Origin of the sequence: Pseudomonas sp. St29 (genome assembly GCF_001547915.1) — a bacterium.
GTDB lineage: Bacteria > Pseudomonadota > Gammaproteobacteria > Pseudomonadales > Pseudomonadaceae > Aquipseudomonas.
In genome coordinates this window covers 328,315-354,687 of sequence record NZ_AP014628.1, presented here as the reverse complement: position 1 = coordinate 354,687, position 26,373 = coordinate 328,315, and the positions used below count along the sequence as shown (strand labels likewise).

23 protein-coding genes are annotated in these 26,373 nt (G+C 64.8%); 14 read left to right on the top strand and 9 right to left on the bottom strand.

Features of this window, described 5'->3' with window-relative positions; all coding sequences use genetic code 11:
• A complete protein-coding gene (aguB, locus tag PST29_RS01580) occupies positions 1 to 879 on the bottom strand; it encodes an N-carbamoylputrescine amidase (protein ID WP_060842192.1) in 879 nt (292 codons plus the stop codon).
• Positions 880 to 1,148: 269 nt separating this feature from the next.
• Entirely contained in the window at positions 1,149 to 4,067 is a 2,919-nt protein-coding gene (locus PST29_RS01575; protein ID WP_060842191.1) for an aminotransferase, read from the bottom strand.
• Positions 4,068 to 4,286: 219 nt separating this feature from the next.
• Between PST29_RS01575 and rfbB the strand changes: the two genes are divergently transcribed.
• From rfbB to PST29_RS01540, 7 genes are all read left to right on the top strand, one after another.
• Complete coding sequence (gene rfbB / locus PST29_RS01570; RefSeq protein ID WP_060842190.1) at positions 4,287 to 5,369, top strand: dTDP-glucose 4,6-dehydratase; 1,083 nt, start codon at positions 4,287 to 4,289, stop codon at positions 5,367 to 5,369.
• The gene (gene rfbA, locus PST29_RS01565) at positions 5,366 to 6,241 is read left to right on the top strand and encodes a glucose-1-phosphate thymidylyltransferase RfbA (protein WP_060842189.1); all 876 of its coding nucleotides are present in this window, start codon (positions 5,366 to 5,368) and stop codon (positions 6,239 to 6,241) included. Before rfbB ends, rfbA begins: the two co-directional genes overlap by 4 nt.
• The gene (rfbC, locus tag PST29_RS01560) at positions 6,238 to 6,783 is read left to right on the top strand and encodes a dTDP-4-dehydrorhamnose 3,5-epimerase (protein ID WP_060837061.1); all 546 of its coding nucleotides are present in this window, start codon (positions 6,238 to 6,240) and stop codon (positions 6,781 to 6,783) included. Before rfbA ends, rfbC begins: the two co-directional genes overlap by 4 nt.
• On the top strand, positions 6,780 to 7,661 hold the full coding sequence (rfbD, locus tag PST29_RS01555) for a dTDP-4-dehydrorhamnose reductase (RefSeq protein ID WP_060842188.1): 882 nt from the start codon (positions 6,780 to 6,782) through the stop codon (positions 7,659 to 7,661). The genes rfbC and rfbD overlap by 4 nt, the downstream gene beginning before the upstream one ends.
• Before the next feature lie 34 nt (positions 7,662 to 7,695).
• The gene (locus tag PST29_RS01550; RefSeq protein WP_060837059.1) at positions 7,696 to 9,504 is read left to right on the top strand and encodes a sensor histidine kinase; all 1,809 of its coding nucleotides are present in this window, start codon (positions 7,696 to 7,698) and stop codon (positions 9,502 to 9,504) included.
• A gap of 74 nt (positions 9,505 to 9,578) precedes the next feature.
• Entirely contained in the window at positions 9,579 to 10,985 is a 1,407-nt protein-coding gene (locus tag PST29_RS01545; RefSeq protein ID WP_060837058.1) for a sigma-54-dependent transcriptional regulator, read from the top strand.
• Between the two features lie 37 nt (positions 10,986 to 11,022).
• A complete protein-coding gene (locus PST29_RS01540) occupies positions 11,023 to 11,478 on the top strand; it encodes a YiiD C-terminal domain-containing protein (RefSeq protein WP_060837057.1) in 456 nt (151 codons plus the stop codon).
• Positions 11,479 to 11,620: 142 nt separating this feature from the next.
• On the opposite strand, the gene cysQ is transcribed toward PST29_RS01540, so the two are convergent.
• Together cysQ and nudE are read right to left on the bottom strand one after the other, a co-directional pair.
• Complete coding sequence (cysQ, locus tag PST29_RS01535) at positions 11,621 to 12,448, bottom strand: 3'(2'),5'-bisphosphate nucleotidase CysQ (RefSeq protein ID WP_060842187.1); 828 nt, start codon at positions 12,446 to 12,448, stop codon at positions 11,621 to 11,623.
• 11 nt (positions 12,449 to 12,459) lie between these two features.
• Complete coding sequence (nudE, locus tag PST29_RS01530; RefSeq protein ID WP_060837055.1) at positions 12,460 to 13,026, bottom strand: ADP compounds hydrolase NudE; 567 nt, start codon at positions 13,024 to 13,026, stop codon at positions 12,460 to 12,462.
• 65 nt (positions 13,027 to 13,091) lie between these two features.
• Here nudE and yrfG point away from each other — a divergent pair, with 65 nt between their 5' ends.
• Positions 13,092 to 13,754 (top strand): GMP/IMP nucleotidase, encoded by a 663-nt coding sequence (yrfG, locus tag PST29_RS01525; RefSeq protein ID WP_060837054.1) that lies wholly within the window; start codon positions 13,092 to 13,094, stop codon positions 13,752 to 13,754.
• A 49-nt stretch (positions 13,755 to 13,803) separates the two neighbouring features.
• Here the strand turns inward: yrfG and lysM are convergent, their stop codons facing one another.
• Complete coding sequence (gene lysM / locus PST29_RS01520; RefSeq protein ID WP_060837053.1) at positions 13,804 to 14,244, bottom strand: peptidoglycan-binding protein LysM; 441 nt, start codon at positions 14,242 to 14,244, stop codon at positions 13,804 to 13,806.
• A gap of 136 nt (positions 14,245 to 14,380) precedes the next feature.
• Between lysM and PST29_RS01515 the strand changes: the two genes are divergently transcribed.
• The 3 genes from PST29_RS01515 (at position 14,381) to PST29_RS01505 (ending at position 18,669) form a co-directional block, all read left to right on the top strand.
• A complete protein-coding gene (locus PST29_RS01515; RefSeq protein WP_060842186.1) occupies positions 14,381 to 15,268 on the top strand; it encodes a LysR family transcriptional regulator in 888 nt (295 codons plus the stop codon).
• A 279-nt stretch (positions 15,269 to 15,547) separates the two neighbouring features.
• On the top strand, positions 15,548 to 17,896 hold the full coding sequence (locus PST29_RS01510; RefSeq protein ID WP_060842185.1) for an FdhF/YdeP family oxidoreductase: 2,349 nt from the start codon (positions 15,548 to 15,550) through the stop codon (positions 17,894 to 17,896).
• Positions 17,897 to 18,195: 299 nt separating this feature from the next.
• Positions 18,196 to 18,669, top strand: coding sequence for a YMGG-like glycine zipper-containing protein (locus tag PST29_RS01505; RefSeq protein WP_060837050.1), 474 nt, complete (start codon positions 18,196 to 18,198; stop codon positions 18,667 to 18,669).
• A gap of 160 nt (positions 18,670 to 18,829) precedes the next feature.
• Here the strand turns inward: PST29_RS01505 and PST29_RS01500 are convergent, their stop codons facing one another.
• The 4 genes from PST29_RS01500 to PST29_RS01485 form a co-directional block, all read right to left on the bottom strand.
• A complete protein-coding gene (locus tag PST29_RS01500; RefSeq protein WP_060842184.1) occupies positions 18,830 to 19,264 on the bottom strand; it encodes an acyl-CoA thioesterase in 435 nt (144 codons plus the stop codon).
• Positions 19,265 to 19,376: 112 nt separating this feature from the next.
• A complete protein-coding gene (locus PST29_RS01495; protein ID WP_060842183.1) occupies positions 19,377 to 21,311 on the bottom strand; it encodes a RecQ family ATP-dependent DNA helicase in 1,935 nt (644 codons plus the stop codon).
• A 175-nt stretch (positions 21,312 to 21,486) separates the two neighbouring features.
• Positions 21,487 to 22,617 (bottom strand): polysaccharide deacetylase family protein, encoded by a 1,131-nt coding sequence (locus PST29_RS01490; protein ID WP_060837047.1) that lies wholly within the window; start codon positions 22,615 to 22,617, stop codon positions 21,487 to 21,489.
• A 67-nt stretch (positions 22,618 to 22,684) separates the two neighbouring features.
• Entirely contained in the window at positions 22,685 to 23,857 is a 1,173-nt protein-coding gene (locus tag PST29_RS01485; protein WP_060842182.1) for a YfaP family protein, read from the bottom strand.
• A 232-nt stretch (positions 23,858 to 24,089) separates the two neighbouring features.
• Here PST29_RS01485 and PST29_RS01480 point away from each other — a divergent pair, with 232 nt between their 5' ends.
• The 3 genes from PST29_RS01480 (at position 24,090) to PST29_RS01470 (ending at position 26,341) form a co-directional block, all read left to right on the top strand.
• A complete protein-coding gene (locus tag PST29_RS01480; protein ID WP_060837045.1) occupies positions 24,090 to 24,443 on the top strand; it encodes a DUF1493 family protein in 354 nt (117 codons plus the stop codon).
• A gap of 135 nt (positions 24,444 to 24,578) precedes the next feature.
• Entirely contained in the window at positions 24,579 to 25,073 is a 495-nt protein-coding gene (locus tag PST29_RS01475) for a helix-turn-helix domain-containing protein (protein ID WP_060842181.1), read from the top strand.
• Positions 25,070 to 26,341, top strand: coding sequence for a type II toxin-antitoxin system HipA family toxin (locus tag PST29_RS01470; RefSeq protein WP_060842180.1), 1,272 nt, complete (start codon positions 25,070 to 25,072; stop codon positions 26,339 to 26,341). Before PST29_RS01475 ends, PST29_RS01470 begins: the two co-directional genes overlap by 4 nt.
• Positions 26,342 to 26,373: the final 32 nt, after the last annotated feature.

Below are 26,373 nucleotides of genomic sequence, written 5' to 3'. Positions count from 1 at the left end.
TCAGGACTCCAGGGAACCGTCGAGGGTTTTCAGCGCGCCATAGAGGTTCGGACGACGGTCACGGAAACTGCCCCAGGCGCTGCGGATGTGTTCGAGCTCGTCGAGGTCGAAGCGGTGCACAAGGATACCTTCTTCAGTTTGGTTGAGCTCCTGAACCTTCTCGCCGAACTGATTGGCGATGAAGGACGAACCGTAGAAGGTGATGTCGTAGCCGTCCTGCTCTTCGTTGCCGATGCGGTTGCTGGCAATCAGCGGCATCAGGTTGGCCCCGGCATGGCCCTGCTGCACATGCTGCCAGTGATCGCGGGAGGAAATGCTGCTGTCGTGGGGCTCGCTGCCGATGGCGGTGGGATAGAACAGCAGCTCCGCGCCTTGCAGGGCCATGCTGCGGGCGCACTCGGGGAACCACTGGTCCCAGCAGATGCCCACGCCGATTTTCGCGTAGCGGGTGTTCCACACCTTGAAGCCGGTATCGCCCGGGTTGAAGTAGTACTTCTCGTGGTAGCCGGGGCCGTCCGGGATATGGCTTTTCCGATAAATCCCCAGGTTGCTGCCGTCGGCATCGATGATCGCGATGCTGTTGAAGCGCGCCCGCCCGGCCAGCTCGTAGAAGCTGATGGGCAGCACCACTTGCAGCTCCCGGGCGACCTTCTGGAAGTGCGCGATGGCGACGTTGCTGTCCACCGTGGTGGCCAGTTGCAGATAGTCCGGGTTGGGCTTCTGGCAGAAGTACGGGGCCTCGAACAGCTCCTGGATGAGGATGATCTGCGCGCCCTTGGCGGCGGCTTCGCGGACCAGTTTTTCGGCGGTTTCGAGGTTGGCCTCAAGGTCCCAGGAACAGGCCATCTGGGTAGCGGCGACGGTAACGATACGGCTCATGGAACAACTCCAGGGCAATGGACGCGGTCGATGACAACGGATAGGAAAAGGACGGGGCACGACAAGGTCGCGCCTGACGACGGTCACTTTATATCCGATAAATATCGACTTAAAAAGCCATATAAATCTTTAACGTGAAAAATATCCGACAAAATACCGATAACAATCGAGTAACCATAAACACATTCGCCGGCAAGCCGGCTCCTACTGAGGCGTGTAGGAGCCGGCTTGCCGGCGAATGGAGATCAACGCAAGCGAACGACGAGCCCCTACAGATCCTCGCCCAGCACCTTGTCCAGCATGTCGACGAAGAAATCCACGCTCTGGCGCGTGGTGACCATCGGCGGCTTGATCTTGAGGATGTTCAAGTGATCGCCGGTGGGTTGCATGAAGATCCCCAGTTCCCGCAGGCGATCGCACAGCAGGGTGGTTTCCTCGGTGGCCGGCTCCAGGGTCTGGTGATTGCGGATCAGCTCCAGCCCCAGGTAGAAACCGGAACCGTGCACCGCCCCCACCAGCGAATGCCGCTCCTTGAGTGCTTCCAGGCGTTGCTTGAAGTGTTCACCCACCATCCGGGCGTTCTCCCAGAGCCCCTCCTCCTGCATCACATCCAGCACCGCGAGGCCGATGCGGCAACTGACCGGGCTGCCGCCGGATGAGGAAAAGAAATAGCCTTCGGCCTCCAGCGCCTCGGCGATCTCGCGCCGGGTGATCACTGCGCCCAGAGGCTGGCCGTTGCCCATGCCCTTGGCCATGGTGATGATGTCCGGCACCACGCCCTGCTCTTCAAAGCCCCAGAAGAACTGGCCCATGCGCCCGTAACCCACCTGGACCTCATCGGCGATGCACACCCCGCCCCGGGCCCGGACCCGTTCGTAGACGGCCTGCAGATAGCCCGGCGGCAGGGAGATGCCCCCCGCGTTGCCATACACCGGTTCGCAGATGAAGCCAGCCAACTGACGGTTCTGCTGCTCCAGCTTGTGTAACTGCTGGTCGACGCTGCGCAGGTACTGCGGTGTGCTGTCCGCGCCGCGGAACTCGCCGCGATAGGTATTGGGCGCCGTCACCGGGTGCACCCAGTCCGGGCGACTGGTGAGGGCCTGGGGGTTGTCGGCGATGGAAGTGGACACCGCATCGGCCGCCACCGACCAGCCGTGATAGGCCTCCAGCACGCTGAGCATGTCGCGCCCGCCGCTGTAGGCCCAGGCCAGGCGGATCGCCAGGTCATTGGCCTCAGTGCCGCTGTTGACCAGGAACACCCGGTCCATGGAGTCCGGCGCTAGGGCCAGCAGGCGCTCAGAGAATTCGGCGATCGCCGCATAGTGAAATCGCGAGTTGGTATTGAGCAGCGACCATTGACGCGCCGCCACAGCCGCCATGCGTGGGTGGCCATGGCCGAGCACCGCGACGTTGTTGAGCATGTCCAGGTAGGAACGCCCCTGCATGTCGATCAGGTGATTGCGCCAGCCGCGTTCGATCCGCGGCGGGTCGACGTAGTAGTGCTTCTGCGAGCGCGCAAAGCTGGCATCGCGGCGTTCCAGCAGGGTCTGTGGATCCAGCTCCGGTTCGGCATCGCAGGCCAGCCCCAGCAGCGCCGCCGGCGAGGGGCACAGGGCTTGCCAGGCCGGGGCCCGGGACGGGCTGCAAAACAGTGGTGGGTCCAGTTCGGCCCCCCGGCACAGCTGGACCCTGAGCCGGCCATCGGCCGCCACTGCGCCCAGCACCTGGCCCTTGACCAGGGCCGCGCCCGGGTGCAGGGAGGGCTCGACACCCCACAGATGCACGCTCAGGGTCGGACCATCGAGGCGCAACAGGCCCTGCTCGCCACGGTGCAGGACCCCGGCGAACGGCGCTTCCACCGCGGTGCCCGCCGGTACTTGCAGTTGCACGTGCAGGGCGCAGGTGGAGGGCTCATCGGCACTGTCGGGACGGGTTTGCGACAGGCGGTACTGGCCGTAACGGCTGGCGGCCAGGCCGTGGGCGGCGCCGGCTTCGGCCAGCAGCCGATCATCGATCCCCGGCTGCTCCCAGTTGCCCGCTTCGAAGTGCGGGCTGAGCACGCCCAGGTCGATCAGGGCAAACTCGCGGCCCACCAGGCTCGGCAACAACGGGGCGAAACCCTCGCTACCGATCGCAGGCAACGACTGGCCGACGGCGCTGAGGATGGCCGCTTCCATGAACTCGAAAGACACGGAACTGGCCACCCGGAAAATTTCCCACTCATGGGCCAGGTTCGCGCGGGAATAGTCGTTGCCCGGATCGATGCTGACCTGCTGCTCGCCACTGAGCACCAGCACGGCGGCACGCGCCACGATCAAAGGCCAGAGCGCCAACAGCTCCGCCCGTTGCAAGGGATTGACCTGGTGATAGGCCTGGATCGCCGCAAGGATGCGCAGCGGATCGCCCTCGGCGTGATGCAGCAGTGCCGCGCAGGTCACCGACAGATCGGTGATGCGCCAGGTGCGGATCAGGTCGCCAAAATCGATCACCCCCTGCAACTGCCAGTGACGCAGGGCATCGCGCTGCCAGACCACGTTGTCATCGGTGATATCCATATGGATCGCCTGCACCGGCAACTGCGCCAGCAAAGGTTGCAGCCGTCGCTCGGCCCGCTGTGCGCTGTCGGCGATCAAGACCCGTTGCTGCGGGTCGCGGATCACCGGCAACAGATGCCCGATCAGCGCCTGGGCATGCCGCGCATCCCACTGCAGGGTGCGCTCCAGGCCCGGGTGCTGGAAGTCCGCCAGGGCCAGGTCCATCTGCCCGCAGAGCCGACCCAGGCCCGCCACCAGCTCCACGCTCAGGTGCGGCAGGTGGGTCAGGGAGCGCCCTTCTATATAGTCCAGCAGACGGACGTGCAGCGCTTGCCCGGCTATCTCCAGGGACAGCAGGTCCGCACCGTTCTTCGCCGGAATCACCCTCGGCACTCGCAGTTCGGGATGTTGCTGCAGATGCTTGAGAGCCGCGTGCTGCGCCTGCAACTCCAGGACCGAATAGTCGCCGCGACAGATCTTCAGGACAAAGCGCCCCTGGGGACAGTCGAGGCGATAGTTGAGGTCCTGCTGGCTGCCCAGGGACTGCAGGGTCCCCTGCAGGCCGTAATGGGTTTCCAGCAGGTCCAGCGCTTGCTGCGCGCTAACCTGGGGACTGGGCAGACTGGCACGGTGGATCAAGGTGGCGAGCAACATACAACGACCCCTGGAATTGTTATCGGCCGCTTATATCGCCATTGTGCAGGGCGATACGCAACCCCTCTGAGTAGTCGCAGAAGCACAAAACCGCACCTGAAAAAACTCAGCCACTGTCAATTCGTATGACGGAGTCTGTTGCACCTCAGGAGCTGTATCGACAAGCTATGCTGCACTTTTTGCGGTAAATGACCGTTTTTTGAAAACAGGCCACCCCTCATGCGCATTCTCGTCACTGGCGGAGCCGGTTTTATCGGCTCGGCTCTGATCCGCCATCTGATCCAGCACACGGAACACGAAGTGCTGAACCTGGACAAGCTGACCTACGCAGGCAACCTGGAATCGCTGCAGAGCATCGCCAGCAACAGCCGCTATGAGTTCGTCAAGGCGGACATCGTCGACCAGGCTACCGTCAGCGCCGTGCTGGCACGTTTCCAGCCCCAGGCGATCATGCACCTGGCAGCGGAGTCCCATGTCGACCGCTCCATCGACGGGCCATCGGACTTCATCCAGACCAATATCGTCGGCACCTACAGCCTGCTGGAAGCGACCCGCTTCTACTGGCAAGGCCTGCCCGAAGCGCAAAGGCAGGCCTTCCGCTTCCACCATATTTCCACCGACGAGGTCTACGGCGACCTGCATGGCGTCGATGACCTGTTCAGCGAAACCACGCCCTACGCCCCCAGCTCGCCCTACTCCGCCAGCAAGGCCGCGTCCGACCATCTGGTCCGCGCCTGGCAGCGCACCTATGGCCTGCCGGTGCTGATCACCAACTGCTCCAACAACTACGGCCCGTTCCACTTCCCCGAGAAGCTGATCCCGCTGGTGATCCTCAACGCCCTGGCCGGCAAGCCCCTGCCGGTGTATGGCAACGGCCTGCAGGTTCGCGACTGGCTGTACGTCGAGGATCACGCCCGGGCCCTGTTCAAGGTGGTGACCGAGGGTGTGGTCGGCGAGACCTACAACATCGGCGGCCATAACGAGCAGAAGAATATCGACGTGGTGCGCGGCATCTGCAGCCTGCTAGAAGAGCTGGCCCCGCAAAAACCCCAGGGCGTCGCGCACTACGCCGACCTGATCACCTTCGTCCAGGATCGTCCTGGCCACGACCTGCGTTACGCCATCGATGCCGGCAAGATCGAGCGGGACCTGGGCTGGGTACCGGAAGAAACCTTCACCAGCGGCCTGCGCAAGACCGTGCAGTGGTACCTGGACAACCTCGAGTGGTGCCGCCGGGTACAGGACGGCAGCTACCAGGGCGAACGCCTGGGTTCCACCGACATCAAGGATCTGATTGCATGATCAAAGGCATTGTTCTGGCGGGCGGCTCCGGCACCCGTCTGCACCCCATCACCCTCGGCGTTTCCAAGCAGCTGCTGCCGATCTACGACAAGCCGATGATCTACTACCCGATCTCGGTGCTGATGCTGGCCGGCATCCGGGACATCCTGATCATCTCCACCCCCCAGGACCTGCCGCAGTATCGCAACCTGCTGGGCGATGGCAGCCAGTTCGGGGTGCGCTTCAGCTACGCCGAGCAGCCTTCGCCGGATGGCCTGGCCCAGGCGTTCCTGATCGGCGAGGCGTTCATCGGCAATGACCCGGTGTGCCTGATCCTCGGTGACAACATTTTCCACGGCCAATACTTCGGCACTCAACTGCGCAATGCTGCCAAGCGCAGCTCCGGGGCCACGGTGTTCGGCTACTGGGTCAAGGACCCGGAGCGTTTCGGTGTCATCGATTTCGACAGCGAAGGCCGCGCCCTGTCCATCGAGGAGAAACCCAAGAAGCCAAAATCCAGCTACGCGGTCACCGGCCTGTATTTCTACGACAACGACGTGGTGCAGATCGCCAAAGAGGTCAAGCCTTCGCCCCGTGGCGAACTGGAGATCACCGACGTCAACAACGCCTACCTCAAGCGTGGCGACCTGCATGTGGAACGCTTCGGCCGGGGCTTCGCCTGGCTCGACACCGGCACCCACGACAGCTTGCTGGAAGCCTCGCAGTACGTGCAGACCATCGAGCACCGCCAGGGCCTGAAAGTCGCCTGCCTGGAAGAAATCGCCTACGACAATCGTTGGATCAGCCGCGAGCACCTGCTGGAGCGCGCCGCCTATTTCGGCAAGACCGGCTATGGCCAGTACCTGTTCACTCTGGCAGGGGAGTCGCAATGAAGGTAATCCCCACCGACCTGCCCGGCGTGCTGATCATCGAGCCCAAGGTCTTTGGCGACGAGCGCGGCTTTTTCTACGAGAGCTTCAATGCCAGAGCCTTTGAAGAGGCCACTGGGGTTCGCGTGCAATTCGTCCAGGACAATCACTCCCGCTCGCAAAAAGGCGTGCTGCGCGGCCTGCACTATCAGTTGCAGAACACCCAGGGAAAACTGGTGCGCGTGACCCAGGGCGAAGTGCTCGACGTCGCGGTCGACATCCGTCGCAGTTCCCCCCACTTCGGCCAATGGGTCGCGGTGCGGCTGTCGGCACAGAACCATCGCCAGCTCTGGGTGCCGGAAGGCTTTGCCCATGGTTTCGTGGTGCTCAGCGACTTCGCCGAGTTCCTCTACAAGACCACTGATTACTACACCCCGTCCGCCGAGCGCAGCATCCGCTGGGACGACCCGACGCTCGCCATCGACTGGCAGCTCACCGAGCCGCCGCAACTGTCCGCCAAGGATCAGGCAGGTACCTTGCTGGCAGAGGCTGAAGTCTTCCCATGACCACCCCCTTGAAAATCCTCATCAGCGGCCGGCACGGCCAGGTCTCCCGGGAGCTGCAGCAGCGACTCGGCGACCTGGGCGAGCTGGTGGTACTGGGCCGCGAGCAACTGGACCTGAGCCACCCGGAACAGATCCGCCAGCAAGTCCGAGCCGTGCGGCCGGACCTGATCATCAACGCGGCCGCCCACACCGCTGTCGATCAGGCCGAAAGCGAGCCGGAGCTGGCCTTTGCAATCAACGCCAGGGCCCCCGGGATCTTCGCCGAGGAGGCCAAGGCCCTGGGCGTGCCGCTGATCCACTACTCCACCGACTACGTGTTCGACGGGCGCAAGGACACGCCCTATGTGGAGGACGACGAGCCCAATCCACTGGGGGTCTACGGCCAGAGCAAACTGGCCGGCGAGCGGGCGATTCTTCAGGTTCAGGGGCAGCACCTGATCCTGCGCACCAGCTGGGTCTATGCCAGCCATGGCAAGAACTTCCTGCTGACCATGCAGCGCCTGTTGCAGGAGCGCCCCGAGCTGCGGGTGGTGGCCGACCAGATCGGCGCGCCGACCTGGGCCGGGAGCATCGCCAACAGCACTCGGGACCTGATCGAACGCTGGCTGGCCGGCAGGCCAGGCGCCTGGGGCACCTACCATCTGACTGCCCAGGGCGAGACTTCCTGGTTCGGTTTCGCCCAGGCCATCGGCGAGCAATTGCTGGCCAACGGCAAGCCCTGCGCCGTGCTGCAAGCCATCCCCGCCAGCGCCTACCCGACGCCGGCCCCGCGGCCGTCGAACTCGCGCCTGGACTGTAGCCGCCTGGCGCGGGAATGGGGCGTGACCCAGCCTGACTGGCACAGCGCACTGCGCGAGTGTCTTGCCGAGCAGGGCTAGGCATAATGCGCCTGTATCCACAGGCGCCATTTCCATGACCGCACCCCTTCCCCGTCGTCCCCGCTGGCGCAGCCTGGCCTTGCTGGCCCTGTGCCTGGCGCCGTTGCTGTGGCCGCTGGAGCACTTGGCCGAACGCTACTACCGCAACGAGCTGACCAGTCAGAATCGCCAGACCCTCGATCTGTACGTGGCCAACCTGCTGGGCACCCTGCACCGCTACGAAGTGCTGCCGCAGATTCTCGGCGACCTGCCGGCCCTGCGTGCCGTGCTGGGCGCGCCCGACGACGGCGTGACCCAGGGCAACGCCAACCGCCTGCTGAAAAACATCAGCGCCCAGACCGGGGCCGAAGTCATGTACCTGATGGACGCCAGCGGCAAGACCCTGGCGGCCTCCAACTGGGACAAGCGCGACAGCTTCGTCGGCCGCAATTTCGCCTTCCGCCCGTACTTCAGCGAAGCCATGGCCGGTCGCCTCGGACGCTTCTTCGGCCTGGGCACTACCTCGGCCAAACGCGGCTACTTTTTCGCCGCCGCGGTGCGCGATGGCGAGCGGATTCTCGGCGTGCTGGTGGTCAAGGTCGACCTGGACCACACCGAAAGCCTCTGGGGACGGACCCCGGAACAATTGCTGCTGACCGACCACAATGGCGTGGTGATCATCACTTCGCGCCCCGAATGGCGCTTTCGCGCGACCCGCCCTTTGAGCGACGAAGAACGCCAGGCGATCGTCGCCATCCAGCCCTACCCGACCCAGGATCCGCGCCCGCTGAACCTCAATCCCGATGCCTGGCTGACCCAGACCCAGCCGATCGAGGAAACCCATTGGAGTGTCAGCATCCTCGCTCCGCGTACCCTGATCGATCGCCCGGTGCGCACCGTGGTGGCGGTCGGCGCTGCGGCGCTGCTGGCGCTGATGCTGCTGCTGGGGCTGATGATGCAGCGCCGCCGCCATTATCTGGAACGGATCGCCTTCGAAGCCAAGGCCCGGCGTGAACTGGAAATGCGCGTGGCCGAACGTACCAGCGACCTGGAAAGCCTCAACCGGCGCCTGAAACAGGAAGTGCTGGAGCGTGAAACCGCCCAGCAGGAACTGGTGCGCGCCCAGGACGATCTGGTCCAGGCCGGCAAGCTCTCGGCCCTGGGCACCATGTCGGCGAGCATCAGCCACGAACTCAACCAGCCCCTGGCGGCGATCCGCAGCTACGCGGAAAACGCCGAGGTGCTGCTGGACCATCAGCGCACCGACGATGCCCGGGGCAATCTCAAGCTGATCAGCGAACTGACCGGGCGCATGGCCTCGATCATCGCCCACCTGCGGGCCTTCGCCCGACGCGATCATCACGCCCCGGAGAGCGTGGCCCTGCAGCCGGCGCTGGATGACGCCCTGGCCCTGCTGGCCAAGCGTCGCCGGGCCATGGAAGTGGAACTGATCCGCGACCTGCCGGCCGCCACCCTGTGGGTCGAGGCCGGGGAAACCCGCTTGCGCCAGGTGCTGGGCAACCTGCTGGCCAACGCTCTGGATGCCCTGACCGAAAAAGGCCCGCCACGTAAACTCTGGCTGAGTGCCGAATCCACCGCCACGGGCGTCAACCTGTACATCCGCGACAACGGTCCCGGTTTCTGTATGGAAGCCCTGGGACGCGCCGGGGAGCCGTTCTACACCACCAAGACACGGACCCAGGGCCTGGGCCTGGGGCTGGCGATCTGCGACACCCTGATGCGCGCCTTCGGCGGCGAGCTGTCGTTCGCCAATCACCGCGAAGGCGGCGCCCTGATCACCCTGCGCCTGCGCGCCGGCGCCCCCGGAGTCAGCCTGCAGCCCTCCGAGGACCGCGGGGTATGACGCGCAGCGGCAATCACCTGGCAACCACGCCCGGCCCGGCGTTGCCGGCCACGACACGACCTGGAAAGTGAGCGATGACCCGTCCCGACAGCCTCGACCCTCAGTTGCAAGTGGTGTTGATCGACGACGATCCGCACCTGCGCCAGGCCCTGAGCCAGACCCTGGACCTGGCCGGGCTCAAGGTGCTGTCCCTGGCCGAGGCCCAGGGCCTGGCGCCGCGCCTGGAGCGGGACTGGCCGGGGGTGGTGGTCAGCGACATCCGCATGCCCGGCATGGATGGACTGGAGCTGCTCAACCAGCTGCACGCCCAGGATCCGGAACTGCCGGTGCTGCTGATCACCGGACACGGAGATGTGCCCCTGGCGGTGCAGGCAATGCGCGCCGGCGCCTATGACTTTCTGGAAAAGCCCTTCGCCAGCGACGCCCTGCTGGACAGCGTGCGCCGCGCCCTGGACTGGCGGCGATTGGTTCTGGACAACCGCAGCCTGCGCCTGGCCCTCAGCGATCGCCAGGAGCTCAGTGCGCGGCTGGTGGGCCAGTCGGCGCCGATGCTGCGCCTGCGCCAGCAGATCGGCGCCCTGGCGGCGACCCGCGCCGATGTGCTGATCCTCGGCGAAACCGGCGCCGGCAAGGAAGTGGTGGCCCGCGCCCTGCACGACCTTTCCGGACGGCGCAACGGGCCGTTCGTGGCGATCAATGCCGGAGCCCTGGCCGAGTCGGTGGTGGAAAGCGAGCTGTTCGGCCATGAACCCGGGGCCTTTACCGGCGCGCAGAAGCGCCGCATCGGCAAGTTCGAATTCGCCAACGGCGGCACCCTGTTCCTCGATGAAATCGAAAGCATGAGCCTGGATGTCCAGGTCAAGCTGCTGCGCCTGCTCCAGGAGCGGGTGGTCGAGCGCCTGGGCGGCAACCAGCAGATTCCCCTGGATATCCGCATCATCGCCGCCACCAAGGAAGACCTGCGCCTGGCCGCGGACCAGGGACGCTTTCGCGCCGACCTCTACTACCGCCTGAACGTCGCCCCCTTGCGCATTCCGCCACTACGCGAACGCGGCGAGGACGTACTGATGCTGTTCCAGCATTTTGCCGACGAGGCCAGTACCCGCCACGGCCTGCCGCTCCAGGAGCTGCAGCCCGGGCATCGTGCCCTGCTGTTGCGACACCCTTGGCCGGGCAACGTGCGCGAGCTGCAAAACGCCGCCGAGCGCTTTGCCCTGGGCCTGGAACTGGCCCTGGACAACAACGAACCGGAACATGGCGCCGTCGCCGCCCCGCCCCTGATCAGTGGCGGCTTGAGCGAGCAGGTGGAACACTTCGAAAAGAGCCTGATCGCCGCCGAAATGGCCCAGCCCCACAGCTCCCTGCGCAGCCTTGCCGAAGCCCTGGGCATTCCGCGCAAGACCCTGCACGACAAGCTGCGCAAACACGGCCTGAGCTTCGCCGACAGCGGTGCCAGCCAGCCCGGCGATGAGTCCGAATGAACCGCACCATCCACCCTTCCACCCTTGAGGCCCGTGCATGAACCGCGACAGTCGATACCTGGAATCCATCCTCCACCACGACATTCCCCTGACCCGGGACATGGGCCTGAAGGTACTCGACTGGCAGGCGCAACAACTGCGCCTGCAACTGCCGCTGGAGGCCAACGTCAACCACAAGAGCACCATGTTCGGTGGCAGCCTGTATTGCGGCGCGGTACTGGCCGGTTGGGGCTGGCTGCATTTGCGGCTCAAGGAAGAAGGGATTGAGGACGGGCATATCGTCATCCAGGAAGGCCAGATCAGCTACCCGCTGCCGGTCACCGGCGATGCCGTGGCCATCTGCCCGGCACCGGAAGACAAGGTCTGGAAGAAATTCCTTGCGACGTACCAGCGTTACGGCCGCGCCCGCCTGACCTTGCACACCCGAGTGGTCAACGCCGGCAGCGAAGAAGACGCCGTGCGCTTTGCCGGGCAGTACGTCCTGCACCGCTGACCCGTTTCGGAACCAGCTCAACTCTGTAGGAGCTGGCTTGCCAGCGAAGAGGCCGGAAATTCTTGCACAGGGCTCAAGGGCCCCTTCGCCGGCAAGCCGGCTCCTACACAAAAGGTGGCAGAGGCAAGTCGCCGTGGGGCGATCAGGCGCGGGCCAGCTCCAGCAGTTTGCCGCGCCACGTCGCCTTGGCCGGTAGCGCCAGGAAGAAGCTGTTGAGCAACGACTCCCGGGGGGGATAGCAGAACGGCGCACCGGCAAGATCCAGCACTTCGCCACCCGCCCCTTCGAGCACGCCCTGGGCCGCCGCGGTGTCCCATTGGGAAGTGGGCGCCAGGCGCGGATAACAGTCGGCCGCGCCTTCGGCCAGCAGGCAGAATTTCAGCGAGCTGCCGATATTGGCCAATTGCAATTCACCCAGGGCCGCGCTCAAGCCACCCAGCAGACGCTCCTGCTCAGGACTCGAATGGCGCCGGCTGGCCACCACGGTAAAGGCCTCGCCAACACCTGGCTGCTCACGCACCCGGATCGCCTGCGGCGCCTGCCCCTGATCCACGCGCCAGGCGCCAAGGCCCGCGCCCCCCAGATAGCAACGGCCATTGGTGGGCATCGATACCACGCCAAACACCACCCGCCCCTGTTCGATCAGGGCGATGTTGACGGTGAACTCTTCACTGCCGGAGATGAACTCCTTGGTGCCGTCCAGCGGGTCCACCAGCCACCAGCGCTGCCAGCCAGCACGGATGTCCTGGGGGATGTCGGCATCCTCCTCGGAGAGCACCGGGATGCTGGGGTCCAGGGCCCTGAGGCCAGCGACGATCAAGTGATGGGCCGCAAGGTCCGCGGCGGTCACCGGCGACTCGTCCGCCTTGTGATTGACCGCCACCTCGGCGCGCCAGAACGGCAGGATCGCCTCGCCAGCGCGCAAGGCCAGCTCGGCCACCGGCGCCAATAAAGGATGGGGAAAATTCATCGAAGTCATGCTCATGCTGGAAAGGCTCCGCGCTGGCTCAGCAGGTCGCGGGTCAGGTACAGCGCGGCCAGGGCCCGGCCTTCGCTGAACTGAGGATTTTGCGCCAGGCTGGCCAGCTCGCGCAGGTTGATCTTGTCGACCCGCATCGGCTCCGGCTCATCGCCCTCCAGGCGCTCTTCATACAAGTCGGTGGCCAATACCACCTGGATCTTCTGGCTCATGTAGCCCGGGGACAACGACAGCTCGGTCAGATGCTCCAGTTGCCGCGCGCCAAACCCGGCTTCTTCCTTGAGTTCACGCTCGGCCGCTGCCAGCACATCTTCCCCCGGCTCGATCAGGCCCTTGGGCAGTGACAGCTCGTAGGCGTCGGTGCCGCCGCAATACTCCTCCACCAGCACCGCATGCTCGGCGTCGAGCATGGCCACGATCATCACCGCGCCATAACCCGCACCCTTGCCCACCAGGCGCTCATAAGTGCGCTCCACGCCATTGGAAAACCGCAACTGCACCTCTTCGACACAGAACAGACGACTGGTGGCGACGATCTCGCGGGCGAGTACAGTGGGTTTCTGGCGCATAGCGAGCTCCTTGGCGATAGCGGGTTACTATACAGGCTGTTTTCTTACCGCTGGAGAAGTGTTCAATGGCCCTGCTGCCCTGGTGCGATATCGATACCGTCCTGCTGGACATGGACGGCACCCTGCTGGATCTGCACTACGACAACCACTTCTGGATGGAACACTTGCCCCAGCGTTACGCCGAGTTGCATGGGGTCAGCCGGGCCATGGCCGAGCTTGAGCTGCAACCGCTGTTCGAACGCAATGCCGGTCAGTTGCAGTGGTATTGCCTGGACTTCTGGAGCGCCGAACTGAAACTCCCGGTACGCGAGCTGAAGCTGGAAACGGCCCACCTGATTGCCCTGCGTCCGGATGCCGACACCTTTCTCGCCGCCATCAAGAACGCCGGCAAGCGGGTGATCCTGATCACCAACGCCCATCGTGATTCCCTGTCCCTGAAGCTGGAACGGATCGAGCTCGCGCCTTACTTCGAGCGTCTGATCAGCTCCCACGACTACGGGTTCCCCAAGGAAAATCCACAGTTCTGGGATGCGCTGCGGGCCGACATCCAGTTCGATCCGGCCCGCAGCCTGTTCATCGACGACACCTTGCCCATCCTGCGCAGTGCGCGGGATTTCGGTGTGGCGCAGTTGCTGGCGGTCAGCCGGCCGGACAGTCGCAAAGGACCAAAGGACACCGCGGAGTTCGCGGCGCTGGAGGATTACCGGGCGTTGATCGAAGGGCTGTGAGGCCCTTCACGGGCAAGCCCGCTCCTGCGCCCGGCAACGGCTCGATGGGTTACTCGGGAATGCGCAGCACCTGGCCCGGATAGATCTTGTCCGGGTGGGACAGCAGCGGTTTGTTGGCCTCGAAAATCTTGTGGTACTGGTTGGCGTCGCCGTATTGCACCTTGGCAATGGCGCTCAGGGTATCGCCCTTCTTCACGGTGACGAACACGGCGGACACCAGCACCGGACCGGTCACGCTGATCTGGTCCTCGACACTGCCGACTCCGGCAATGTTGCCCAGGGCCAGGAGGATTTTTTCCTTTTCTTCCTGGCTCGCCACTTCACCGCTGACGATCACCTTGTCGCCTTCCACCGTGGCATGGACATTGGGATTGCCCAGGCCGACCTTTTCAATGTGCTCCTTGAGTTGCTCGCTTGCATTGGTGTTACCCGGGGTCAACAGGTCGATCAGTTTCTCGCCCGCTTCCTTCACAAAGCTGAAAATGCTCATGTCGCACACTCCTTGGTTGATAGATCCAGACGCGAAAGACTAGACCAGCCCCGGACCATGAGGTTCCCGGACGACGAGTGACCCAGGCCCGCGCCTACAGGGTAGAATCCCGGCCTTTTGCCGCGCCGGAGCGACGATGGACCTCAAGCAGCTGAAATTCCTCATCGCCCTCGACGAAACCCGCCACTTCGGCCAGGCCGCCGCGCGCTGCCACATCACCCAGCCGACCCTGTCGATGCGCCTGCGCAGCCTGGAGGAAGAACTCGATCTGCCCCTGGTCAACCGTGGCCAGCGCTTCGAAGGCTTCACCGCCCCCGGCGAGCGGGTCCTGGCCTGGGCCCGCAGCGTGATGACCGCCTATGACGGCCTGCTGGCCGAAGCCGCAGCCTGCCGCGGCAGTCTGGTGGGCACCCTGCGTCTGGGGGTGGTGCCGCTGTCGAGCTTCGATCCGCTGCCGCTGCTGCAGCACCTGCACGCCGAACACCCGAACCTGCGCTTTGAACTCTCGTCCCTGAGCTCGGAGCAGATCCTCGAACAGCTGGCGAGCAATCGCCTGGACCTCGGCGTGTCCTACCTGGAGCGCCTGGACAGCGAGCTCTTCGACTCCCTGCCCCTGGAACCCACCCACATGGGCCTGCTCTATGACCAGCGGCATTTCAGCTTCGGCGAACACCCCCTGAGCTGGGAGTCGCTGATCGAACTGCCCCTGGGCCTGCTCACCAGCGGCATGCACTTTCGCCAGTCCATCGACCATCACTTCCACATTCGCGGCCTGCAGCCACAGCCACTGCTGCAGACCGACGCGGTCCATCAGCTGCTGCGCCTGGTCCACGGCGGCCTGTGTTGCGCGGTGATGCCCCTGGACAGCGGTCTGGAGATCCTCACCGAGCACCTGCGGCTGCAGCCGATCGCCGACGCCCAGACCCTGGCCCGCCTGGGCCTGATCATGCGCCGCAGCGCGCCACGCTCGGCCCTGGCACAAGCCTGCTTCGATCTCTACCGACAATCCTTCCCCGCCCCTTGATCGACGCCATCTATCAATAGATCAGTACTAGCAATTAGACGCGACACAATGCCGCGCTTAGTCTTGGGACCCGATGGCCGCCGGCCCCTCACCCATGCCAGCCCCGGCAACTCCCGCACCCGCGCTCGACGCCAGCCAGACCCACTGCATCCTTGAGCGCCCGTTAGCGGATGACACCAGCCAGGCCGCGCAATGGCCGCGTCATCACTGCCTCAACCCTGCCCACCTGCCGCAGAACCGTGCGCCGCGGGTCCACAGCCCCGCGTTGGAGAATCCCCAGTGAGTACACACCACCAAGCCGATCAGCCCCCCGTAGCCCGCTACAAGCCCTACAAGGGCCCGGCCGGTGGCTGGGGCGCCCTGATCAGCGTGGCCCAGGCCTGGCTGACCAGCGACAACGCCCTGAAGAACATCCGCATGATGCTCAAGACCAACCAGAACGGCGGCTTCGACTGCCCGGGCTGCGCCTGGGGCGACTCGCCGGAAAGCGGCATGGTCAAGTTCTGCGAGAACGGCGCCAAGGCGGTGAACTGGGAAGCCACCAAGCGCCGGGTGGACGCGGCCTTCTTCGCCAAGCACAGCGTCACCTCCCTGCTGGAACAAAGCGACTACTGGCTGGAGTACCAGGGCCGGCTGACCGAGCCGATGCGCTACGACGCCGACACCGACCGCTACCGGCCCATCAGCTGGGAAAACGCCTTCAACCTGATCGCCCAGCACCTGCACAACCTGCCCAGCCCGAATATGGCCGAGTTCTATACCTCGGGCCGGGCCAGCAACGAGGCGGCGTACCTGTATCAGCTGTTCGTCCGCGCCTACGGCACCAACAACTTCCCCGACTGCTCGAACATGTGCCACGAAGCCAGCGGCGTGGCCCTGGCGCAAAGCGTCGGAGTCGGCAAGGGCACCGTGACCTTCGACGACTTCGAACACGCGGACGCGATCTTCGTCTGGGGCCAGAACCCCGGCACCAACCACCCGCGGATGCTCGAACCGCTGCGTGAAGCGGTGAAGCGCGGCGCCCAGGTGGTCTGCATCAACCCGTTGAAAGAGCGCGGCCTGGAACGTTTCCAGCACCCGCAGAACCCGCTCGAAATGCTCACCAACGGCAACCGCCCGACCAACACCGCCTACTTCCGCCCGGCCCTGGGCGGCGACATGGCGCTGCTGCGGGGCATGGCCAAGTTCCTCCTGCAGTGGGAACGCGATGCGCAGAAAGCCGGCGCAGAATCGGTGTTCGACCACGACTTCCTCAACGCCCACACCGCCCATGTGCTGGATTACCTGGGCACCCTCGACGACACCCCGTGGGAGCAGATTGTCGAGCAGTCCGGCCTGACCCTGGTGGAGATCGAGCAGGCGGCGCGCATGTACGCCAAGGGCAAGAACGTGATCATGTGCTGGGCCATGGGCATCACCCAGCACCGCCACTCGGTGCCGACCATCCAGGAAATCGCCAACCTGATGCTGCTGCGCGGCAACATCGGCAAGCCCGGTGCCGGCCTGTGCCCGGTGCGTGGCCACAGCAACGTGCAGGGCGACCGCACCATGGGCATCAACGAACGCCCGCCAGTGGCCTTCCTTGACGCCCTGGAGCGGCGCTTCCAGTTCAAGGTGCCGCGCGACAACGGCCACAACGTGGTCGAGGCGATCCACGCCATGCTCGAAGGCCGCTCCAGGGTGTTCATCGGCCTGGGCGGCAACTTCGCCCAAGCCACTCCGGACAGCCCGCGAACCTTCCAGGCCCTGAGCAACTGCGACCTCACCGTGCAGATCAGCACCAAGCTCAACCGCAGCCACCTGGCCCACGGCAAGGACGCGCTGATCCTGCCGTGCCTGGGCCGCACCGACATCGACCAGCAGGCCGGCGGCCCGCAAGCGGTGACCGTGGAAGACTCCTTCAGCATGGTTCACGCCTCCAATGGCCAGTTGCAGCCACTGTCATCGCAGATGCGCTCCGAGCCGTGGATCGTGGCGGGCATCGCTGCCGCGACCCTGGGCAGCCAGCCGGTGGACTGGAACTGGCTGGCGGCGGATTACGGGCGCATCCGCGACCTGATCGCCGACACCATTCCCGGCTTCAAGGACTTCAATGAACGGCTCAAGCATCCGGGCGGTTTCTACCTGGGCAACAGCGCCGGTTCGCGCCAGTGGAACACCCCTTCGGGTCGGGCCAACTTCCGCGCCAACCTGCTGCCCAAGGACCTGATCCACGAACGCACCCGGGCCACCGGTCAACTGCCGGACCTGATCCTGCAATCGATGCGCTCCCACGACCAGTACAACACCACCATCTACGGCCTCGATGACCGCTACCGCGGGGTCAAGGGCCAGCGCGACGTGCTGTTCGCCAATGAAGCGGACATCATCCGCCTGGGCTTCAAGCCGGGGCAGAAAGCCGACATCGTTTCCCTGTGGGATGACGGCCGCGAGCGTCGGGTCAAGGGCTTCACCCTGCTGGCCTTCGACATTCCAGCCGGCCAGGCCGCAGCCTACTACCCGGAAGTGAACCCACTGGTGCCCCTGGAAAGCACCGGCGACGGCAGCCATACACCGACCTCGAAGTTCATCGCCATCCGCCTGGAGGCGGCCAGCGACAATGGTCTGATCATGGCTCGCTCGGCCTGATTCCTGCCTTGAGGGCCTCTTCGCTGGCAAGCCAGCTCCTACGGTTAGCGCGTGAATCGCAGGAGGCGGCTTGCCGGCGACAGCCCCTCCCCGCGCCTGAACCGCAGGCACAAAAAAGGCCGCTTTGCTAACAAAGCGGCCATTCCGAAGTAGTTAAAGACCGGCGAAATTCACTTAAGTTCCGTAATAAAAACAGTAAGTTACGAGATTGTGTACAACTCGTGCTATTCGTCGGATTTCGTTTGTAAGCATCGCGGTACAGCCTCAGGATCGCGCCGTCATCCCTTTGAGGCTCCTGTATGAAGTTCTCCTCGATTCTCTTGTTGTCCCTTGGCCTGGTCAGCGGCGTCGCCTCTGCCGGTGGCACCGTTGAAGCCGGTGTGGGCGGCGCATTGGGCGGGGTTCTAGGCTCGGTGGTCGGTCAGCAGATCGGCGGCAACACCGGTTCGGCTATTGGTGCGGCCCTGGGCGGCGCCGGCGGCAGCGCAGTGGGTGCGGACAAACGCAGCCGTGGCCAGGCGGCCATTGGCGGCGCCCTGGGCGCAGCCGGCGGCAACGTGGTGGGCCGCAGCATGGGCGGCAACTCCGGCAGCCTGATCGGTGCCGCTGCAGGCGGTGGCGCCGGCGGTGCACTGGGCAACTACATGGGCAACGAAAGCGCCCGGGAAGATCGCGACTACCGTGGCCGCGACGACCGCCGCTACTACCGCGACGGCCACCGAGGCCGTGGCCACGCCTACGGGCATCGCAAACACCATCACTATCGCGACTGACCCAGCGCCCTGTAGCCGCTGCCGCAGGCGGCGCCAAGCCAGGCGCCGCGGTGGGTCAGTTGCCCCGTGGATTGAGGTTTGGCGTCTCCTGCGGAGCCGATCGCAGCCTTCGGCAGCGGCTACAAATGCCAGTGCCGGGATTGAGATCGAGTATCGAAGTTCACGCCAGCAGCAGACGCTCCAGAGCCGCTCGCAACGCGGGCGGAATCGGCACCGGCTGGTTTGACTCCCGGTCCACGAATACATGGACGAAACGCCCCGCCGCACAGGCATCCGCCTCTCCCGCCTTGAACACCGCCAGTTCGTACTGCACCGAACTGTTGCCCAGTTTGCCGACCTGCAGGCCGATCTCGATTCGCTCGGGGAAAGCGACGGACGCAAAGTAGTCGCAAGCCGAGCTGACCACGAATCCCACCACCTCGCCCCCATGAATATCCAGGCCGCCCTGTTCGATCAGGTAGGTATTCACCGCCGTGTCGAAGAAGCTGTAGTAGGTGACGTTGTTCACATGGCCGTAGACGTCGTTGTCGTGCCAGCGGGTGATGATTGGCTGGAAATGGCGATAGTCGCCGCGTTGCGGCATAGGCTCGGACATCGGGGCTCTCTCCCTTGGATTGCAGACCGGACGATCGGCTGATCGCCGGGCATTTCACCGCAGACGGCCAAGCCTGGGCAAACCCTTTTGCAGCGATCGCCCCGCCGGCCAGTCACGCCGCCAGATGAGCCTCGCACCACTCACGTACCGCGACGTAAGGGTAATCCTCCAATGCCGCGAAACCGGGAATGCTGCGGGCCTTGAGCTTGGTGAACAGCGGCACGCTGATGCCGCAGAGAAAGCGCGTCAGCCGCTCGGCTCCGGGTACATCGCCGGTGTGCTGCTGATGCCTGTGGATAAAATCGCCGCACAGCCCGTCGAAGTTTTTATCCACAAGCGCCGGCAGTGCGGGTGGCTCCGGCAGTCGTGCCACCTGGCCGTGACAGACCGAACAATGCCCACAACGCTGGGGCGCCTGATCGTCACCAAAATACTGCGCCAGGCGGTGCCCCAGGCACTGCTCGGTGGCGAACAGGTCGAGCATGGCGTGAATCCGCGCAATCTCGCCGCCCTCATGCCGGGTGAAATAAGCGTGCAAGTCCGTGCTCAAGGCCCCGGCGTCGAAGTCGGTTTGCAGCAGGCTGTAGACCTCGGTCATCTGCTTGCTTTCCAGCTCCACCCAACCCTTTTCCTGGAAGTAATCCAGGGCCTTGACCACCCGGGTGCGCGGTGCCTGGTACTGCTCGTAGAGCGCGTCGAAATTCACCGTGGCCCAAGTCCGGGCCCGGCTCGAGGTGTTGATGATGGCTTCGACAAAGTCCCGGCGCTCGCCTTCGAAACGCGCCAGCAGGGCCTGGGGCTCCTCAAGAAGCTTGAAACGGTATTCGGAGAAATAGGCGTAGCGCGGAGCGATCAGGCCGCGCAGTTCCAGTTGCACCAGCAGGGTCTTGAGCGGCAACTGGCGAATGTTGCTCTGATCCGCCAGGGGCCCGAGCAGGAACTCCCACTGACCTTCCGGCGCCGACGCCTGCAACTCATCCAGCACGCAGCGGATGCCGCTCAGTTCCGGGGTATCGCCGTAGACGAAATTCTCCAGCACGTTGAGGCTGTCGCGGTTGGCCAGCACCAGGCAGTCCGAAGGCTGGCCGTCGCGCCCGGCGCGGCCGATTTCCTGGCTGTAGTTTTCGATGGACTTGGGCAGGTCGAAGTGCACCACGTTACGGATGTCGCTCTTGTCGATGCCCATGCCGAAGGCGATGGTGGCAACGATGCAGTGGCTGCGCCCTTCCATGAACCGGCGCTGGATCAACTCGCGCTGCTCGTGGGGCAGACCGGCGTGGTAGGCCTCGGCGGCGATGCCCTGGCGGCTCAAGTGCTCGGCGATCTGCTCGGCGGTCTTTTGCAGGGTCACGTAGACAATGCTGGGCTGCCCGGCCCGCTCGCCCATCCACTGCACCAGGCGCCGGCGCTTGTCCGCACCGCGCACCGGCTCCACCAACAGGTTGAGATTGGGCCGGTAGAAGCCGGTGGTCACCACGTCAGCGGCATCAATGGCGAACTTGGCCTGCATGTCGGCGATCACCTTGGGCGTCGCGGTGGCCGTGAGCAACAGGGCCTGGGGAATCCTGAACTGGCGCTGGTAGTCCGGCAGCTTCAGGTAGTCGGGACGGAAGTTGTGGCCCCACTCGGAGATGCAGTGAGCCTCATCCACCACCAGCAGGGAGATGGGCACCTGCTGCAGAAAGTTGCGGAAACGCTCGTTCTTCAGGCGCTCCACCGAGATCATCAGGATCTTCAGCTCACCGGAGCGGGCCCGCGCCATGACGTCATTGGCTTCATCGCGGCCCTGGGCCGAGTCGATGCTGGCGGCGGCAATGCCGTGACGCTGGAGAAAGGCCAACTGGTCCTGCATCAGCGCCAGCAGCGGCGAGACCACCAGGGTCAGGTGCGGCAGCAGCAGGGCCGGCAATTGGTAGCACAGGGACTTGCCGGAGCCGGTGGGGAAGATCGCCGCCGCGGAGCGTCCGGCCAGTACCGCGCTGACCGCGGCCTCCTGGCCCGGACGAAACTGTGGATAACCGAAGACCTGTTCGAGGGTGCTGTGCATAAGGGTCACTCCTTTGACCGCTGACCTGTGTTGAAGACTAGCGGCACAGGTCGGCGGGTCGAGAAAAGGTCGCGCAAAAACGGATACCGGATGCTACCGGGCGATAGCGCTTTGCCTCACAGCCCCGCCCCTGCGCCGGCTGGCCGGCGCCCAGGGGCGAAGCAAGTGGCCAACCCTAACGCAGGTTCCGACAGTCCAGCCATTGCACGCCATTGTGCCGATTGGCCTCAAGCAGTGCCGGCACCGCCCGGGCGGCCTTGGCGTGGGTGTCATGAAACAGAATGATGCCGCGGCGCCAGAGCAGCATCAGGGTCTGCACCCGTTGGGCGGCAGCCGTGGCACTGACTTTCTTGCTCCAGTCCTGGGAGTCGATGTTCCACAGCATCAGCTGCAGCCCCTGAGCCTTGAAGAACCCGGCACTGTCGCTGCGACGCTGGCCGTAGGGCGGGCGAAACAAGGGCAGGTACTGGTCCGCCAGAGTGCGATTGGCCAGGTTGGCGCTGTGGATCACCGAGTTCTGCCACTCGCGCCATGAGGCGTGGGATTTGTGCTCCCAGCCATGTATGCCCACGCACTGGCCGTCATACAGCTCGCGCATCTGCAAGGCCGAGGACTGGCTCAGGCGTGCCTGGAACGAGTCCCCCAGCACAAAGAACAGGCTGTGCAGATCCTGGGCACGCAACACATCGATCAACGGGTCGGTACGTCCATCGCGCGCAGTCGGGCCGTCATCGAACGTCAGCAGGAACTGCCGGTCCGCCAGCTCGTCCCCCAGTTGCTCCGCCGGGTCCATCCGCCGGATTTCGCTGCTGACGGTGGGAAACAGCGCCGCCAGACGCAACTGCTCGTTCAGGTACTGCTGGTGAAACACTGCGCTGGCCTCGGCCCAGTGCTCATAGCTGGCCTTGCTGCCAGCGGTGAGGCTGGCCACCAACTGCCGCAGCTCCCCCAGGTTGCGCACCGGCAGGCAGAACGGCATGCCCTCGCAGTCCTGGCTGGCCAGGCGATAGTTGTTCAGCAACAGTTCCCAGAAGCGCTGGCGCACCTGATTCACCGACTTCAGGTCCAGTTGCCTGACGCCCAGGCGCTGCTTCAAGGCCGGCTCGTCCAAGGCTTCACTGTCCAGCAACGCCTTGCCGAACATCAGGATCTCGCCCCGTGAAGCGCTGTCAAAATCCTCTGGCCGGGTCAGGGAATTGGGCCAGCCACTGCGGTCGATGGTGGCGAACATCTGCGGCCCGGCCGCCTGTGCCACACCGCCGGACAGGCACAGCGCCAGCAACCAGGGGAAAACACGAAATCGCATATCAACCTCCATAAATGCACAACGCGCCACTGCCGGCGCGTTGTGGAGATAACTTCTGCCTGTGTGATCAGCGGTTTTGCAGCCGCTCTATGGCCTTGTCGTACACCGGGTTGGCCTTCTGCTCCCGGGCCTTTTGGTAGTGTTCAAGCGCCGTGTCCAACTGCCCGGCGTCCTCGTAGATGCGCGCCATGTCGTAGTAGGCACTGGCGCGAATGGTCGATGCGGCCGGACCACTGGCCAGGGCGATGGCCTTGCGGTCTGCGGCTATGGCCTCGTCGGGGCGGCTGTTCTTGCGATTGGCCAGGGCCAGGTTGCTGTAGGCCTGGGCAAAGCCCGGGTCGAGCTCGATGGCTTCGCTGTAGAAGATCCGCGCCCCGCCGAAATCGCCCTTGCGGTAGGACTCCTCGCCTTTGAGGTTGAGGCTCTTGGCATCCACCGGCCCGAAGTCCGCACCCACCACTTCATCGATGGACTTGGCATTTTCCAGCAGCGGGTCGAGCGCGCTCATGACCGATTCCGGCTCCTCGCTGCCTAGCATCAGCCGATCGATATCCTGCAGGCGGCCATCGGCGGTCAGGCGAAACACCACCCACAGATTGCCCTTGCGGTTCTGCGGCACGCGGTAGCTGCGGATCAGCGCAGCGCCTTTATAGACAAAGACCCGCGCCTGGCTGCGGCCCAGGCGCAACGCTTCGTAGGTGGTGCTGTTGGTGAAGTCGTGCACGGCAAAGACGTAGGCGTCGCCCGGCACACGCTGGTCGATGGTGATGGTCTCCGGCCGGCTGCTGTCGCTGCTGTCCGATTCCAGACGAGCTCCGGGTCCCTTGCCGGTGGCGAAGTACAACAGTTTGTGGGGATAACTCAGGTGGGCATCGAGGTCCTCCCCCGGCGCGCTCCAGCTCAGCACTATCCGCAGGCTTTCCGGGTTGTCCAGCACCGGGCTCAGGGCGTAGTTGAACCCCTGGCAAGGACACTTGACCCGCAGGTCGGCGTAACCGGCCTTACGGATCAGCAGCTCACTGGCCGGCGAATCGGCCACCTGGGCCGCCAGGGTGACCCAGCCCTGGGCATCGGTGCTACCTGCTACCTGAGTCGCGCCCTGTTGCAGCTGCACCTGGACATCGGCCAGTGGCGCGCCCTTGGCCACTGCGCCCAGCACCTGAATCGACAGGGCCTGAGCCTGTACCGAACCCGCCAGCATCCCTAGCCACAACAGCGCCGCGAGGCGAAAAAAAGCCATAACAAAATCCCTGTAGATAAGGATGACCGGGCCTCTATCCCGGCCCACCAGCCAGCGGCGAACCATACACAGTTTTGCCCGGCAATGCTCGGTCCCACCCGGGAAATCGCGGGTAAAAAGGCCCGCACGTCGTCTCGGGGCGAGCGGCTTGCACAGCCGCCCGCCGACTTGCAACGCTGCCGGAGAATCGCCGTACACTGCCCCTTCTCAAACACCGCAAGTGAACCCGATCATGCAACTGGCCCCCGGCTTTCCCGACGACCTCGCCATGCGCCAACTGCTGCAGCTGCTGCATGAGGAAATCGGCCTGCCCGAGCGCAAGACCCTGCGCCTGAGCACCGCCATCAACCTCGACCTGGGCTGCGACGGCGCCGATGCCCGGCATTTGCTGCTGGCCCTGGAAGAGCAGTTCGGCATCGATTTTGTCGACTTCGACAGCTACCGCTACTTCCAGCCCGAAGGCTTCGACCCGTTCCAGAAACGCCGGGCCAAGGGCCGGGGCGACAAGGTGCCGCTGACCATCGGCATGCTGTACCAGGCGATCAGGCAACAGCACTGGGACACCCAGGTGCTGGAAGCGCTCTAACCCCGGCAGGGGCAAATCGCCCCGCGAAGAACATCCCCGGCAGCGGCCTGCCCAGCTCTGGAGCGAACTGGCGCATATGCAATTAAGTGCTAATATTTTGGCAGTTTCAGTGAAAAAACCCAGGAATAATGGCACATGGCTAAGAAAACCGCCCCACTGCTGCCCGCCACAGGCAAGCTGCTCGATGCCTTTGGCGAACGCCTGAAACTGGCTCGCCTGCGGCGCAAGCTGACCGCCAAGCAAGTGGCCGAACGGGCAGGCATGTCACTGACCACCTTGCGCTCCCTGGAGTCTGGCGGGTCCGGCGTGACCATGGGTGCCTACCTGTCGGTGATGCAGGTGCTGGGGCTGGAAAGGGACCTGGAGCAACTGGCGGCCCGCGATGAGCTGGGCCGCCAGTTGCAAGATGCCCGGCTCTTGCCGGGAGACAGCAACGCGCCAGGCAAAGCGCGCCGGGCCCCCAGCCTGCGTTCGGCCAAGGCGCCTGCTGCCGGCCTGACGCTGCATGAAACCGCGGCCGAGCCGATCCCCTCCGCCCCGCCCACGGCTGACTTTCCGATCAATACCCAATCGCTGAGCAGCCTGCTGCAGCCCGCGAAAAAGCCCACGCCCAGGATCGATGAGCCATGACGCTGATCGCCGTCTACGCCGATTGGGAGTCCTTGGGCGGGCCAAGGCGCCTGGGCTGGCTGCATGTCGGGACCGTCCGCGCTGTCAGCGTCTTCGAGTTCGAATATGACCCCGCCGCGCTGCTCGATCCCGAGCTGACCAGCATTGCCCTGGACCCGCGCATCGGGCGATTCGCCGGCCGGCAGTTCAGCGGCCAGCAACAAAACCGCTTTGGCGTGTTTGCCGACTCCAGCCCCGATCGCTGGGGCCATCTGCTGATGCAACGCCGGCTGGAACGGGACATCCGCGACGGCCTGGCGCCCGCCGGCACCCGCCTGCAAGACGCCGACCTGCTGCTGGGGGTGCACGATCTGTATCGCGTCGGCGCCCTGCGCTATCGCCTCGATGACCAAGGCCCGTTCCTGGATGACCGCGACGGCCTCGCGGCGCCACCCTTCGTCGAGCTGCGGGCCCTGGAACAGGCCAGCCGCGCCCTGGAAAACGATCCGCACAACAGCGCCGCCGACGGCGGTCGATGGCTGCGCATGCTGATCGCCCCGGGGGGATCGCTGGGTGGCACCCGCCCCAAGGCCAGCGTCGCCGACCACAAGGGCCACCTGTGGATCGCCAAGTTTCCCAGCGTCCGCGACGAGCATGACGTCGGCGCCTGGGAGATGCTGGTCAACGCCCTGGCCAGCCATTGCGGCTTGCGGGTTCCCGAGGCCATGGCGCAACACTTCGCCAGCGACCAGCACTGTTTCATGATCAAGCGCTTCGACCGCACCGAAACGGGCGGCCGGCTGCACTTTGCCTCGGCCATGACCCTCACCGATCGCAGCGACGGCGACGACGCCTCCACCGGCGCCAGCTACCTGGAACTGGCCGAAGTGCTGATCGCCCACGGCGCGCAGCCCCGTGCCGACCTGCGTGAGCTGTGGTCGCGCATGGTCTTCAACCTGCTGGTGTCCAACAGCGACGACCACCTGCGCAACCATGGCTTCATGCTCGAACCCGGGCGCGGCTGGCGCCTGTCACCGGCCTACGACATGAACCCCTGTGCCCACGCCAGCGGGCTGAAACTCAACATCAGCGAAGCCGACAATGCGCTGGACCTTGAACTGGCACGGGAAGTAGCGGCATATTTCCGCCTCGGTCGTGCAGAGGCGGAAGGCATCATCGAACACTGCCAGAGCGTGGTTCGCCAATGGCCCACCCTGGCCCGGGCCCTGGGGCTGTCCCGGCGTGAACAAGAACGCATGGCGCCGGCGTTTCGACTCGCACAGCAGTAAACAGCACGGCCACTCCTCCAACCCGTCAATCG

Excerpts from the sequence above, each read along its gene's own strand:
- PST29_RS01500 (WP_060842184.1), bottom strand. The coding sequence starts at position 19,264 with ATGTCCGAGCCTATGCCGCAACGCGGCGACTATCGCCATTTCCAGCCA.
- aguB (WP_060842192.1), bottom strand. The coding sequence starts at position 879 with ATGAGCCGTATCGTTACCGTCGCCGCTACCCAGATGGCCTGTTCCTGG.
- rfbA (WP_060842189.1), top strand. The coding sequence starts at position 5,366 with ATGATCAAAGGCATTGTTCTGGCGGGCGGCTCCGGCACCCGTCTGCAC.
- PST29_RS01490 (WP_060837047.1), bottom strand. The coding sequence starts at position 22,617 with ATGCGATTTCGTGTTTTCCCCTGGTTGCTGGCGCTGTGCCTGTCCGGC.
- PST29_RS01515 (WP_060842186.1), top strand. The coding sequence starts at position 14,381 with ATGGACCTCAAGCAGCTGAAATTCCTCATCGCCCTCGACGAAACCCGC.
- rfbB (WP_060842190.1), top strand. The coding sequence starts at position 4,287 with ATGCGCATTCTCGTCACTGGCGGAGCCGGTTTTATCGGCTCGGCTCTG.
- cysQ (WP_060842187.1), bottom strand. The coding sequence starts at position 12,448 with ATGAATTTTCCCCATCCTTTATTGGCGCCGGTGGCCGAGCTGGCCTTG.
- nudE (WP_060837055.1), bottom strand. The coding sequence starts at position 13,026 with ATGCGCCAGAAACCCACTGTACTCGCCCGCGAGATCGTCGCCACCAGT.
- PST29_RS01505 (WP_060837050.1), top strand. The coding sequence starts at position 18,196 with ATGAAGTTCTCCTCGATTCTCTTGTTGTCCCTTGGCCTGGTCAGCGGC.
- PST29_RS01575 (WP_060842191.1), bottom strand. The coding sequence starts at position 4,067 with ATGTTGCTCGCCACCTTGATCCACCGTGCCAGTCTGCCCAGTCCCCAG.
- PST29_RS01485 (WP_060842182.1), bottom strand. The coding sequence starts at position 23,857 with ATGGCTTTTTTTCGCCTCGCGGCGCTGTTGTGGCTAGGGATGCTGGCG.
- rfbD (WP_060842188.1), top strand. The coding sequence starts at position 6,780 with ATGACCACCCCCTTGAAAATCCTCATCAGCGGCCGGCACGGCCAGGTC.
- yrfG (WP_060837054.1), top strand. The coding sequence starts at position 13,092 with ATGGCCCTGCTGCCCTGGTGCGATATCGATACCGTCCTGCTGGACATG.
- PST29_RS01480 (WP_060837045.1), top strand. The coding sequence starts at position 24,090 with ATGCAACTGGCCCCCGGCTTTCCCGACGACCTCGCCATGCGCCAACTG.
- lysM (WP_060837053.1), bottom strand. The coding sequence starts at position 14,244 with ATGAGCATTTTCAGCTTTGTGAAGGAAGCGGGCGAGAAACTGATCGAC.
- rfbC (WP_060837061.1), top strand. The coding sequence starts at position 6,238 with ATGAAGGTAATCCCCACCGACCTGCCCGGCGTGCTGATCATCGAGCCC.
- PST29_RS01470 (WP_060842180.1), top strand. The coding sequence starts at position 25,070 with ATGACGCTGATCGCCGTCTACGCCGATTGGGAGTCCTTGGGCGGGCCA.
- PST29_RS01475 (WP_060842181.1), top strand. The coding sequence starts at position 24,579 with ATGGCTAAGAAAACCGCCCCACTGCTGCCCGCCACAGGCAAGCTGCTC.
- PST29_RS01495 (WP_060842183.1), bottom strand. The coding sequence starts at position 21,311 with ATGCACAGCACCCTCGAACAGGTCTTCGGTTATCCACAGTTTCGTCCG.
- PST29_RS01540 (WP_060837057.1), top strand. The coding sequence starts at position 11,023 with ATGAACCGCGACAGTCGATACCTGGAATCCATCCTCCACCACGACATT.
- PST29_RS01545 (WP_060837058.1), top strand. The coding sequence starts at position 9,579 with ATGACCCGTCCCGACAGCCTCGACCCTCAGTTGCAAGTGGTGTTGATC.
- PST29_RS01550 (WP_060837059.1), top strand. The coding sequence starts at position 7,696 with ATGACCGCACCCCTTCCCCGTCGTCCCCGCTGGCGCAGCCTGGCCTTG.